Source organism: Wenxinia saemankumensis (genome assembly GCF_900141735.1).
GTDB classification, from domain to species: domain Bacteria; phylum Pseudomonadota; class Alphaproteobacteria; order Rhodobacterales; family Rhodobacteraceae; genus Wenxinia; species Wenxinia saemankumensis.
The window spans coordinates 710,534-723,483 of the sequence record NZ_FQYO01000001.1 but is presented as its reverse complement, the minus strand read 5'-3'; the positions used below and the strand labels follow the sequence as shown (position 1 = coordinate 723,483).

The following is a 12,950-nucleotide window of genomic DNA, read 5'->3' as shown; positions in this document are numbered from 1 at the left end:
GACCCGCCCACCAGGAGAGAGCGCTTCATGGGAGACGTCGTCGTCGTCGCCGCCGAGACCGGGATGCTGCGGGAATACCTGCCGATCCTGATCTTCCTCGGCCTCGCCCTCGCCATCGGGGTGATCCTGATACTCGCGGCCGTCGTGCTGGCGGTCCGCCGCCCCGATCCCGAGAAGGTGTCCGCCTACGAATGCGGGTTCAACGCCTTCGACGACGCGCGGATGAAGTTCGACGTGCGGTTCTACCTCGTCTCGATCCTGTTCATCATCTTCGATCTCGAGGTGGCGTTCCTGTTTCCCTGGGCGGTCGCGTTCCAGCATGTCAGCATGGTCGGCTTCTGGTCGATGATGGTCTTCCTCGGCGTGCTGACGATCGGCTTCGCCTACGAGTGGAAGAAGGGCGCGCTCGACTGGGAGTGACCGACCGGTCGGGGCAATCCGCTTCTGGCCGGCCGGCCCCGCATCGCCGGGCCTCTGGAGCCCGGACCTTGCCGATCCGCCGGGGCCGATGCGGGACGCTACCTGCCGCCGCGACCGGGCGGGGGCCTTGTTGCCGGGGGGCCGGATTCCCCGGCCCGCCTCTGGAAAGCGTGACGCCGCGCCGCGCCCGCGCGCGTTGACCCCATGCCCCGATCCGCATAGATCGAAACCCAGAATTGAGCGGCCCCCCGCCGCCCCCGATCGCGAGAGGTCCCCCCGATGGGCGTCGCCACCAATCCGAACCATGCCGGAGCCGACCGCGAGGTCGCGACCCAGGCGCTGAACCGCGAGCTGCAGGACAAGGGCTTCCTCGTCACCTCGACCGCGGACATCGTGAACTGGGCCCGCACCGGCAGCTTGCACTGGATGACCTTCGGCCTCGCCTGCTGCGCGGTCGAGATGATGCATTCCTCGATGCCGCGCTACGACCTCGAGCGGTTCGGCACCGCCCCGCGCGCCTCGCCCCGGCAATCGGACCTGATGATCGTGGCCGGCACGCTGACCAACAAGATGGCCCCGGCCCTGCGCAAGGTCTACGACCAGATGCCCGAGCCGCGCTACGTGATCTCGATGGGATCCTGCGCGAACGGGGGCGGCTACTACCATTACAGCTATTCGGTGGTGCGGGGCTGCGACCGCGTGGTCCCGGTGGACGTCTACGTCCCCGGCTGCCCGCCCACGGCCGAGGCGCTGCTCTACGGGATCCTCCAGCTGCAGCGGAAGATCCGCCGGACCGGAACCATCGTCCGGTAACGGCCCGGGGTCGCGCCGTCCGGTCCGGATGGCCGCCCCGCCAGATAGACGCCGGCGTCGCAGCGGGGCTGCGCCGCCGCCCGACCGGGGCGCCAGCGGCGCCGGGGCGGGCTGGGCCCACAGGCAGCCCGTCGGAAGAGGCGACAGACCCCGGGGAGACACGGCATGTCCGAACAGATGCAGGAAATCGGCACGTATATCGAAGGCAAGCGCCCCGACTGCGTCGCCGGCTGGGAGATCGCGCAGGGCGAGCTGACGGTCACCGTCGCGCTGGGCTCGCTCAAGCCCTTCATCGAGTTCCTGAAGTCGGATTCGACCTGCCGGTTCAACAGCCTCGTCGACATCACGGCGGTGGATTATCCCGGCCGGGCGAAGCGTTTCGAGGTCGTCTACCACTTCCTCTCGATGTACCGGAATCACCGGATCCGGCTGAAGGTGCATATCCGCGAGGAGGACATGGTCCCCTCGATCATCGACGTGCATCCCTGCGCCAACTGGTTCGAGCGCGAGATCTTCGACATGTTCGGGATCCTGTTCTCGGGCCATCCGGACCTGCGGCGGATCCTCACCGATTACGGCTTCCGCGGCTATCCGCTGCGCAAGGACTTCCCGACCACGGGCTACACCGAGGTGCGCTACGACGAGGTCGAGAAGCGCGTCGTCTACGAACCGGTGAAGCTGGTGCAGGAATATCGGCAGTTCGATTTCATGTCGCCCTGGGAAGGGGCGGAATACATCCTGCCCGGCGACGACAAGGTCGCCCCCGACGGCCACAAGAGCTGAGATGGGCCAGCCGCTCCTCATCTGCCTCGGCGCGACGAAGGCGGGAACGTCGTGGCTGTATCGCAGCCTCGCCGATCACCCGGACACGTCGCTGCCCGCGGTGAAGGAACTGCATTACTTCGACACGTTCGACGCCGGCCCGCGCGAGAAGCAGCTCGCCGCCTACCGCGCCCGACTATCCGCGTTCGAGGCGGCGCGGGACGAGGCCGGGGCCGCCGGCCGCGGCTGGCAGGCGCGGAACATGGCCCGGCGGATCGCCGACATGCGCGGCACGCTGTCCGTCATGGCGGGCGCGCGGGACGGCGATGCGGGCTACCTGGCGCTGATGGACGAGATCGGGCAGGGCCGGCTGACGGCCGACATGACGCCGAACTACGCGCTCGCGGATGACGGCGCGCTGGCGCGCCTCGCCGTGCTGCCCGGAGCGGTCTTCGTCTACCTGGTGCGCGATCCGCTGGCCCGGCTCTGGTCCCATGTCCGGATGCAGGCCGAGCGGCAGCGCCAGCCGGGAGAGGACGTGCCGAAGAAGGCGAACGCCACCCTCTGGCGCATCCTGAACCGCGGGCAGGAGACGCATGTCCTCCATCGCGGGGATTACGCCGCCGCGATCGCCCGGCTCGAGGGGACGCTGCCCCCGGACCGGTTCCGCGTCGAGGTGATGGAGCGGCTGACGACCCCGTCCGGCTGGGCCGCCTTCTGCCGCTGGCTCGGCCTCGCGCCCTCGGATGCGGACGGCACCGCCCGCGTGCACGAGGGGCCGAAGATCCGGATGCGGGGCGACCTGCGGGTCCCGGCGCTGAAGATGCTCAAGGATCAATACGCCTGGGCGCGCGCGCGCTTCGGCGACCTGCCGCCCCCCTGGGCGGACAACATGCGAGAGGCTTTGTCATGATGGACGGCTCCACCCCCAATGCCCGCGGTTTCTCGGACGCGCAGACCGAGGAGCAGTCGATCCGCAACTTCAACATCAATTTCGGGCCCCAGCACCCGGCGGCGCACGGCGTGCTGCGTCTCGTGCTGGAACTCGACGGCGAGGTGGTCGAGCGGTGCGATCCGCATATCGGCCTGCTCCACCGCGGCACCGAGAAGCTGATGGAGAGCCGGACCTACCTGCAGAACCTGCCCTATTTCGACCGGCTCGACTACGTGAGCCCGATGAACCAGGAGCATGCCTGGTGCCTCGCGATCGAGCGGCTGACGGGGACCGAGGTGCCGCGCCGGGCGCAGATCATCCGGGTCCTCTTCTGCGAGATTGGCCGGATCCTGAACCACCTGCTGAACGTGACCACGCAGGCGATGGACGTGGGCGCGCTGACGCCCCCGCTCTGGGGTTTCGAGCAGCGCGAGGATCTGATGATCTTCTACGAGCGGGCCTGCGGCGCGCGGCTCCATGCCGCCTATTTCCGGCCCGGCGGCGTGCATCAGGACATCCCCGACCAGCTGGTCGAGGATATCGACGCCTGGGCGCAGAAGTTCCCCGAATTCATGGACGACCTCGACGGGCTGATCACCGACAACCGCATCTTCAAGCAGCGGAACGTCGATATCGGCATCGTCACCGAGCAGGACATTCTCGACTGGGGCTTCTCGGGCGTGATGGTCCGGGGCTCGGGCCTCGCCTGGGACCTGCGGCGGGCGCAGCCCTACGAGTGCTACGACGAGTTCGAGTTCCAGATCCCGACCGGCCAGAACGGCGATTGCTACGACCGCTACCTCGTCCGGATGGAGGAGATGCGCCAGTCCGTGCACATCATCCGCCAGGCCTGCGAGAAGCTGCGCCACGAGAAGGGCGACGTGCTGGCGCGGGGCAAGATGACGCCGCCGCGCCGGACCGAGATGAAGACCTCGATGGAGGCGCTCATCCACCACTTCAAGCTCTACACCGAGGGCTTCCACGTTCCCGCGGGCGAGGTCTACGCGGCGGTCGAGGCGCCGAAGGGCGAGTTCGGGGTCTATCTGGTGGCCGACGGCACCAACAAACCCTACCGGGCCAAGCTTCGGGCGCCGGGCTTCCTGCACATGCAGGCGATGGACCACATCGCGTCCGGTCACCTGCTGGCCGACGTGGCGGCCATCATCGGCACGCTCGACATCGTCTTCGGCGAGGTGGACCGCTAGACGCGGGCCCCGGATCGCGGCATCCTTCCCCTGCGGCAAGGGGAGGGGTGCGCATGCGGTTCTGGTCGGTCGGGGGGGCGGTGCTGCTCGTCGCCTGTGCGGAGGCGGGCGGGCCCGGTGCCGTCGATGACGTCGAACCGACGCTGATCGGACCCGGCGCCACCGAGGCCGATTTCCTCGCCACGCTGTCCGACGAGGAGCTGTTCCCGGACCTCACGCCCGACGGGGCCAGGCTGGCCCGGAGCCTGCTCTACGAGAATGTCATCGACCGGGACGCGGCGCTGATCGAGGGGGCGCAGGCCTGGGATTGCGCCGACCCCTTCGACTACGATTCCGGAGAGGACACCGCCCGGTTCGAGACCGTGGTCGGAGAACGGCTGGCACGGCTGGCCGGGTTCGCGCCGGTGGACGTGCCGGTGATCGCGCCGATGCTGGGCAGTCATGTCATGGCGCCCATCTCGGACGAAATCTGGGACCTTCTCTACATCGAGCAGAACGACGCGGTCACCCTGCGCCGCTGCGCGATCTGAGCGTTCAGATCTCGGTCGGATAGTCCGGCAGCGAGTCGAGTGCGCTGCGCAGCGCGTCGCCCCAGCCCTCGGACACGGTGCGATAATACTCGTCCTCGATCCGGATCCGCGACTGACGCACAGGCTGAAGGCTGTCGGCCGGGTAGTAGGTCAGATCGAGCGGCGGGCCCACCGAGAGGTTCGCCTTGATCGTCGAATCGAAGCTGACGATCAGCAGCTTGGCGGCCGCGGCGAGCGACATCTGCCGGTCATAGGCGCGGACGAGGATCGGCCGGCCGTACTTCGTCTCTCCGATCTGGAAGAAGGGCGTATCCGAGCCGGCCTCGATGAAGTTGCCTTCGGGATAGATCAGGAAGAGGCGCGGCTTGCTGCCCTTGACCTGCCCGCCGACGATCAGCGTCGCCCCGAAGGGCGAGGCGCCGACCGGCCCCGCCTCGGCATGTTCCGAGATCACTTCCTTCAGCGTGTTGCCGACCGTGCGGGCGACCTGGAACATCGACGGCAGGCCCAGGATCGAGGGCGAGCGGTCGGAGGGCGCCTTCATCCGCTCGTCGATGAGGCTGACGACCGCCTGCGTGGTGGCGAGGTTGCCGGCGCAGAGCAGGGTGACGACGCTCTTGCCCGGATCGCACCAGGTGAAGGTCTTGCGGTAGGTGGATATGTTGTCGACGCCCGCATTGGTGCGGGTATCGGACATGAAGACGAGGCCGTGATCGAGCCGCAGGGCGACGCCGTAGGTCATGGGGCGGAGTATTCGCAGAATCGCATGGAGAAAGCGTTACTGCTGGATCTGAGCGACTTCGACGGTGACGTCGAGATCCTCCTGCGCCTGGCCGTAGCGCGTGCCGTGGATCGGTGCAGCCTCGCCATAGTCCCGGCCCGTCGCGACGCGGACATAGCGGGTATCGGGCGAGATCCCGTTCGAGATGTCGAAGCCGACCCAGCCCAGCCCCGGTACATGCGCCTCGGCCCAGGCATGGGTGGCGTCCTGCACCGTCCGGTCCTCCATCAGCAGGTAGCCCGAGACGTAGCGGGCGGGGAACCCCTTGGACCGGGCGCAGGCGATGAAGATATGGGCGTGGTCCTGGCAGACGCCCTTGCCGGCGGTGATCGCCTCTTCGGCGGTCCAGCCGGATTCGGTACGCCCGGTCTCCCACGCGACGCGGGCGCGGATCTCGTGCGACAGGCGGTGCAGCCGCTCCAGCGGTTCGCCGTCGATCCTCGCCGCGGCCACGATCGACCGGCATCCGACCCCGGCCCGCGTCATCTCGGTCGGCCGCTCGAACATCCAGAGCGGGGTGAAGCCGCCATGCGTGCCGATGACGCCGTGCATGTCCTGCACGTCCACGATGCCCTCGGACGTGACGGAGAGCCGCGTCGCCCCGGGCGCGAAACTGACGAGCTGGACGGTGTTGCGGTTCTGGTCGGTGAAGCTCAGCTCCAGCTGGCCGCCCTCGATCCGGGTGCGCCAGTCCACGATCGTCTGGCCCGATCCCGATTTCGGCGTCAGGCGCACCTGCTGCAGGCCGTAGGGAACGGGGCCGTCGTAGGAATAGGTCGTCGTGTGGCGGACGGAGAGGCGCATCGGGGTCACTCCGTGAACCGGAAGTCGATCTCGACCTGGCGGCCGAGCGCGCCCAGATCGACGAGGAAGGTCTGCAGGAACTCGTGCAGGCCGCGGTCGAAGATCTCGTCGACCTCGCGCGACAGGTATTGCAGGGCCAGCCCTTCGGCCATGTCGTGGCAGGGCAGGCGCATGTCGTAGTCCTGCGCGAGGTAGCCCAGATTGTCGCGGATCTTGCCGATGCAGAAGGCGAGGGAGCGCGGCATCCGGCGATCTAGGATGAGGAACTGGGCGATCTCTCGCGGGCGCGGCTCCTGTCCGAAGACCATGCGGAAGCCGCCCTCGGCGCTGTTCGAGGCGAGGATCGAATCCCATTGCATGTTGTCGAGGCTGGAACCCACCGCGCTCGCCGAGGGCAGCAGCACGTAGTACTTCACGTCGAGAATCCGGGCTGTGCTGTCCGCGCGCTCGCAGAAGGTGCCGACACGCGCGAAATCGTAGATGTCGTTGCGCAGCATGGTGCCGTGCAGCGCTCCGCGGACAAGCGCCGTGCGCTGGCGGATGCGCGACAGCACCTCCGGCAGGTCGCGCTCGCTGACCCTGCGGGCAAGGAGGTCCTGCAGGTGCAGCCAGGCCTCGTTGACGCTCTCCCACACCTCGCGGGTGAGGGCGGTGCGCACCAGCTTGGCATTGAGGCGGGCCGCCTCCATCGTGCTGATGACGGAGGAGGGGTTCTCCCTGTCGCGCAGCAGCCAGTCGATCGCGTCGTCGCGACCGACCTCGTCGTACTTGGCGCTGTAGCTGCCATAGGCGGCGGCGGTCTGCAGGACCGAATCCCACTCCCCGTCCGCGCCCGACCGCGTGAGCGCGAGCCGCTGGCCGGCATCGACCAGCCGCGCCGTGTTCTCGGCCCGCTCCAGATAGCGGAACATCCAGTAGAGCCCGCCGGCCGTCTTTCCCAGCATCGCCCTATTCCTCCAGCACCCAGGTGTCCTTCGTCCCGCCGCCCTGGGAGGAGTTCACCACGAGGCTGCCCTTCTTGAGCGCCACCCGCGTCAGGCCGCCGGGCGTGATGTTCACCCCCTGGGGCGAGACCAGAACGAAGGGCCGCAGATCGACATGGCGCGGCGCGAGACCCGCCTTTGTCATGATCGGGCAGGTCGACAGCGACAGCGTGGGCTGTGCGATGTAGCCCGCGGGCTTCGCCTCCAGCTTCTTGCGGAAGAGGGCGATCTCCTTCTTGGTCGCGGTGGGGCCGATCAGCATCCCGTAGCCGCCCGAACCGTGGACCTCCTTCACGACGAGGTCGGGCAGGTTGTCGAGCACGTAGCGCAGCGAGTCGGGATCCGAGCAGCGCCAGGTGGGCACGTTGTTCAGAAGCGGCTTCTCGCCCGTGTAGAACTCCACGATGTCGGGCATGTAGCTGTAGATCGCCTTGTCGTCGGCGATGCCGGTGCCCGGCGCGTTGGCGATGGTGATGCCGCCCGCCCGGTAGACGTCGAAGATCCCCGGCACGCCGAGCGCGCTGTCGGGGCGGAAGTTCAGCGGGTCGATGAAGTCGTCGTCGATCCGGCGGTAGAGCACGTCGACCGGGCGAAAGCCCTGCGTCGTGCGCATCGCGATCTTGCCGTTCACCACCCGCAGGTCCGACCCCTCGACCAGCTCGACGCCCATCTTGTCGGCGAGGAAGGCGTGCTCGTAATAGGCAGAATTGTAGATGCCGGGCGTCAGCACCCCCACGACGGGCGGCCCGTCGCAGGTCTGCGGCGCGCAGGCGGCGAGCGAGCGGTGCAGGTTCTGCGGGTAGTTGGACACCCGCTTGACCTTGTTGCGGCTGAACAGCTCGGGGAACATCCGCAGCATCGTCTCGCGGTTCTCGAGCATGTAGCTGACGCCCGACGGCGTGCGGGCATTGTCCTCGAGCACGTAGAACTCGTCGTCGCCGGTGCGGACGAGGTCGATGCCGACGATATGGGTGTAGATGCCGCCCGGCGGCTCGACCCCGATCATCTGCGGCAGGAAGGCCTCGTTCCGGGCGATCATCTCGGCCGGCAGGCGGCCCGCCTTCACGATCTCCTGCCGGTGGTAGATGTCGTGGAGGAAAGCGTTGATCGCCCGCACCCGCTGCTCGATCCCGCGGGAGAGGCGCTGCCATTCGGACCCTGCGATGATGCGCGGCACGATGTCGAAGGGGATCAGCCGCTCGGCCGCCTCCTTCTGCCCGTAGACGTTGAAGGTGATGCCGGTGAGGCGGAAGATCTCTTCCGCCTCGCGCTGCTTGCGCTTGAGCCTTGCCGGGTCCTCGCCGTCATACCAGCGCTGGTAGGCCGCGTAGGGGGGGCGGGGCCCCTGGCTCTGCGATTGCTCCATCCCGCCCATGGACTGGGCCTGGGAGAGGGGGCCCCACATCTCGTCGTAGGTCTGCGTCTGTGTCTGCGCCATGACAGAGGATCATAAGGGGCCGAACGGCAAGGGCAACTCGGCGGCCGGGGGACCGGTGATGTTCCGGCGGCATGTGCCTGCTTTTTGAGCGGAGACGCAGGGGCGGCAAGGTGGCCGGATGGGTCGGTCCCGCGGGATTCGAAGACGACGCCCGCCGCGAGAGCGCCGGCCTACCCCCGGGGCGGCGATCTCGCCGCTCGTCCGTCGCCGGGAGGTCGTTCGGACTGTCCCGCATCGACCGCCGCTGCCCCGCCGCCGGATCGCCCCCCGGGGCGGGCGGTCGCGCGCCGTCGATGCGGGGGGCAGGGGGTCAGTGGAAGTCGCGGCTCTTGGGCAGGATCCGCAGGTTCCTCGGATGGCCCGGCCGCGGCGCCTCGGTGTTGAAGCGCGGATCGCCCCGCCCGCCCTTCTTGATCTCGTCCGCCGGTTGCAGGCTGTCGGGCATCCCGCCCGATCCCTGGGCCCCCGATCCCTGCACCCCGCTTCCCTGACCCTGCGCCTCGGGGCTCCATTTCGCGGGCAGGGGCGACTTGACGTGATCGGCGCGCGACAGCTGCGCAGGCAGCGTCTCGGGCGCGAGGCGGTAGAGCGCGTCGGTCCGGTCCTCCAGCCGGTCCGCGACGATGTGGATGATCTCCACGTCGCGCTGGACGTAGCCGTGGATCACCAGGAGGCGCGACTGCATCACGGTGCGCCGGAACGCCTCCATCACCTTGGGCCAGACGACGAGGTTCGCCACCCCGAACTCGTCCTCGACGGTGATGAAGCACACGCCCTTGGCGCTGCCCGGCCGCTGGCGGATCAGGACGAGGCCGGCGAGCTTCACCTTCTGCCTGTTGCGACTGGTCCGCAGGGCGGCGCTGTCGATATAGCCCTGCTGCCGCAGCGATTTGCGCAGGAATGCCATCGGGTGCTTCTTCAGGGACAGGCGCAGCGTCTGGTAATCGGCCACCACCTGCTCGGCCACCGGCATGGCGGGGAGCGGCACCTGCCGCTCCGCCCCCTCGTCGCGGGTGCCCCGGAAGAGCGGCAGGTCCGGCGCGTCGTGCAGGCCCTTCGCCTCCCACAGGGCCTGCCGCCGGTCGAGGAACATCGAGCGCATCGCATCCGCCTCGGCCAGCCGGCGGACATGGGCGGCGGACAGCCCGCCCTTCTCCTGCAATTCCTTGAGATCGGCATAGGGCCCGTCGCGCCGGTCGGCGAGCGCGCGGGCCGCATCCTCGCGCATGCCGCCGATCTGCCGCAGCCCCAGCCGCACGGCGAAGGCGCCCGCGCCCGGCATCGGGCGCGGCCCCATCTCGGCCGGGCCCGCGATCATCGTCGCGGTCTGGCGCGCCCCCTCCGACCAGCCGGCATAGCCCATCGCGCCGGGCTCCAGCGTGCAGTCCCAGTCGGAATAGTTCACGTCCGGCGGGCGCACCTCCACCCCGTGCTCGCGCGCGTCGCGCACGATCTGCGCGGGCGCGTAGAAGCCCATCGGCTGGCTGTTCAGCAGCGCGGCGCAGAACACCGCCGGGTAATGGCATTTCAGCCAGGACGAGACGTAGACCAGCAGCGCGAAGCTCGCCGCGTGGCTCTCGGGAAAGCCGTATTCGCCGAAGCCCTTGATCTGGTCGAAGCAGCGCCGCGCGAAGTCCTCCTCGTAGCCGCGCCGGACCATGCGGCTCACCATCTTCTCCTGCAGCCCCTCGATCATGCCGCGCGACCGGAAGGTCGCCATCGCCTTGCGCAGCTCGTTCGCCTCCTTGGGCGAGAACTCGGCCGCCTCGATGGCGATCTTCATCGCCTGCTCCTGGAAGATCGGCACGCCCAGCGTCCGGCCCAGGATCTCCTTCAACTCCGACGGATTGTGCGGCGCGCCGGGCGAGGGATATTCGACCGCCTCCTCCCCGTTCCGCCGCCGCAGGTAGGGATGGACCATGTCGCCCTGGATCGGTCCCGGCCGCACGATCGCGACCTCGATCACCAGGTCGTAGAACTCGCGGGGGCGCAGACGCGGCAGCATGTTCATCTGCGCCCGGCTCTCCACCTGGAAGACGCCGACGCTGTCGCCCCGGCAGAGCATCTCGTAGACGCGCGGATCCTCCTGCGGGATGCTCGCGAGGCTCAGGTCCCGCCCGTAATGCGCCGAGATCAGGGAGAAGCACTTGGCGATGCAGGTCAGCATGCCGAGCGCGAGGATGTCGACCTTGAGGATCCCCAGCGCGTCGATGTCGTCCTTGTCCCACTCGATGAAGCTGCGGTCGGGCATCGCGCCGTTGCCGATCGGCACGGTCTCGGTCAGCGGCCGCTCGGTCAGGATGAACCCGCCGACATGCTGGCTCAGATGCCGGGGCATCCCGATCAGCTGCCGGGCGAGCCGGATGGTCATGCGGATGACGGGATCGGTCAGGTCGAGTCCCACCTCCCTGACGTGATCCTCGCCCACATCGTTGCCGAAGGACCCCCAGACCGTGCCCGCGATGGCGCCCGTCACGTCCTCGGACAGGCCCATCACCTTGCCCACCTCGCGGATGGCGCTGCGGGGGCGGTAATGGATCACCGTCGCGCAGAGCCCGGCCCGGTCCCGGCCGTATTTGGCGTAGATGTGCTGGATCACCTCCTCGCGGCGCTCGTGCTCGAAATCGACGTCGATGTCGGGCGGCTCCTTGCGCTCCTCGCTGATGAACCGCTCGAAGAGCAGGCTGTGCTGCGCGGGATCGACGGAGGTGATGCCGAGCACGTAGCAGACGGCCGAATTCGCGGCCGAGCCGCGCCCCTGGCAGAGGATGGGGGGCGAGGCCTCCTCCCGGGCGAAGCGGACGATGTCGTGGATGGTCAGGAAGTAGCGCGCGATGTCGAGCTTCTCGATCATCGCCAGCTCCTTCTTCAGCGTGGCCTTCGTGCCCATCGGAACGCCGCCCGGGTAGCGCGCGGCGGCGCCGCGCCAGGTCAGCGCCTCGAGATGCGCCTGCGGGGTGGCATGCTGCGGGATCACCTCGCGCGGATACTCGTATTGCAGCTCCTCGAGGTCGAAGCGGCAGGCATCGGCCACCTGCCGCGCGGCGCGGATCGCGTGCGGCCATTCGGCGAAGAGGCGCTGCATCTCCTCGGGCGATTTCAGATGCCGTTCGGCATTGGGCTCCAGCAGCCGTCCGGCCTCGGCGAGCGTGGTCCTCTCGCGGATGCAGGTCATCACGTCCTGGAGCGGGCGCCGGTCCGGGGCGTGGTAGAGCACGTCGTTCGTGGCGAGGATGGACATCCCCGCCTCGCGCGCCAGCCGGTCGAGCCGGTTGATCCGCGCCCGGTCCCCGGCGCGGTAGCGCCGCGCGGCGGCGATCCAGCCCATGTCCGGCAGGGCGTCCTTCAGCCGGGCGAGCGCGCGGGAGAAGCCGCGCAGATCGTCGGGCGGCAGCAGGATCAGCTCGGATCCCCCGGCATGGGCCGCGAGATCGTCCAGCGTGAGCGCGCAGATCCCCTTGGCCTGCCAGTTGCCCTCCTCGTCCTCGCGCCGCCCCTTGGAGATCAGGCGCGAGACCCTTCCATAGGCCTCGCGGTTCGTCGGGTAGACGAGGAACCCCTCGCCGCTCGTCAGCACGATCCGCGTCCCGATCACCGGCCGCAGCGCCGCCTTCTTCGCCTCGGTATGGATCCGGACCACCCCGGCGAGGGTGTTGAGATCGGCGATGCCGATGGATTCGTAGCCCAGCGCATGGGCCGTCAGCGCCAGGTCCACCGCGTCGGAGGCCCCCCGCAGGAAGGAGAAGCATGAGGTCAGCCCGAGTTCGACGAAGGGCGCGCGCGGATTGGGCGCGAAGCCCTGGTCATCGCCCAGGGTGCGCTTGGGATGCTGGTGATCGTTCTCGGGCATGGCTCACCGCCCCGCCGCGCCGCAGGGGGCGGCCGGGGAGGGGGGGCTGTCTGCCCCCCCGCGCTTCGCGCCCCCCCCGAGAGGTATTTGAGGCAAGATAAGAGCGCGAAACCCTTTCTTAACCTCCACCGGGTAGACAGGGGATACGGTACAGGCTGGAGAGCCGATGACCGTGCAAGGTAAGGGCCGCGCCGTCAGGCGCGACCGGGCGGAAGGAATGGGTCCTGGACACCGGACCTTCCGCCATACCCCCTGCTCCGCGGGACTCGGGCGGATGCGATACCGCATCCGTCCGGCCCGGGCCGGTCCGTACGCTCTGCCGGACATGCCCCGTCACCTGTTCGGACGAGGACCGGAATTCCCGAGCTGGCTTCCCGGGATGAGGCACGGTCGGGCAGGGGAAAGACCCGCGACCAAGGGCCGGAGGCCG

The 12,950-nt window shown here is 68.9% G+C and carries 11 protein-coding genes; 6 read left to right on the top strand and 5 right to left on the bottom strand.

The annotated features are described in order from the left end of the window. Nucleotides 1-63 precede the first annotated feature (63 nt). The 6 genes from BUE30_RS03310 to BUE30_RS03285 all read left to right on the top strand — a co-directional run bounded on the left by BUE30_RS03310 (nt 64) and on the right by BUE30_RS03285 (nt 4,664). Nucleotides 64-420, top strand: a complete 357-nt coding sequence (locus BUE30_RS03310) for an NADH-quinone oxidoreductase subunit A (RefSeq protein WP_073326541.1) — start codon at nt 64-66, stop codon at nt 418-420. A gap of 279 nt (nt 421-699) precedes the next feature. Continuing rightward, nucleotides 700-1,233, top strand: coding sequence for a NuoB/complex I 20 kDa subunit family protein (locus BUE30_RS03305; RefSeq protein ID WP_073326398.1), 534 nt, complete (start codon nt 700-702; stop codon nt 1,231-1,233). Between the two features lie 165 nt (nt 1,234-1,398). Further along, the gene (locus tag BUE30_RS03300; protein ID WP_073326397.1) at nt 1,399-2,016 is read left to right on the top strand and encodes an NADH-quinone oxidoreductase subunit C; all 618 of its coding nucleotides are present in this window, start codon (nt 1,399-1,401) and stop codon (nt 2,014-2,016) included. 1 nt (nt 2,017) lies between these two features. Beyond that, entirely contained in the window at nt 2,018-2,908 is an 891-nt protein-coding gene (locus tag BUE30_RS03295; RefSeq protein ID WP_073326396.1) for a sulfotransferase, read from the top strand. Then, nucleotides 2,908-4,134, top strand: coding sequence for an NADH-quinone oxidoreductase subunit D (locus tag BUE30_RS03290; RefSeq protein WP_139300474.1), 1,227 nt, complete (start codon nt 2,908-2,910; stop codon nt 4,132-4,134). Before BUE30_RS03295 ends, BUE30_RS03290 begins: the two co-directional genes overlap by 1 nt. A 53-nt stretch (nt 4,135-4,187) precedes the next feature. After that, nucleotides 4,188-4,664, top strand: a complete 477-nt coding sequence (locus tag BUE30_RS03285) for a hypothetical protein (RefSeq protein WP_073326394.1) — start codon at nt 4,188-4,190, stop codon at nt 4,662-4,664. 4 nt (nt 4,665-4,668) lie between these two features. Here BUE30_RS03285 and BUE30_RS03280 read toward each other — a convergent pair whose 3' ends face one another. From BUE30_RS03280 to BUE30_RS03260, 5 genes are all read right to left on the bottom strand, one after another. Next, complete coding sequence (locus BUE30_RS03280) at nt 4,669-5,406, bottom strand: proteasome-type protease (RefSeq protein ID WP_073326393.1); 738 nt, start codon at nt 5,404-5,406, stop codon at nt 4,669-4,671. Nucleotides 5,407-5,442: 36 nt separating this feature from the next. Next, complete coding sequence (locus tag BUE30_RS03275) at nt 5,443-6,249, bottom strand: transglutaminase family protein (protein ID WP_073326392.1); 807 nt, start codon at nt 6,247-6,249, stop codon at nt 5,443-5,445. Between the two features lie 5 nt (nt 6,250-6,254). After that, nucleotides 6,255-7,193 (bottom strand): alpha-E domain-containing protein, encoded by a 939-nt coding sequence (locus BUE30_RS03270; RefSeq protein WP_073326391.1) that lies wholly within the window; start codon nt 7,191-7,193, stop codon nt 6,255-6,257. Between the two features lie 4 nt (nt 7,194-7,197). Then, nucleotides 7,198-8,598, bottom strand: a complete 1,401-nt coding sequence (locus BUE30_RS03265) for a circularly permuted type 2 ATP-grasp protein (protein WP_244526267.1) — start codon at nt 8,596-8,598, stop codon at nt 7,198-7,200. 382 nt (nt 8,599-8,980) lie between these two features. Then, entirely contained in the window at nt 8,981-12,520 is a 3,540-nt protein-coding gene (locus tag BUE30_RS03260; protein ID WP_073326390.1) for an error-prone DNA polymerase, read from the bottom strand. Nucleotides 12,521-12,950: the final 430 nt, after the last annotated feature.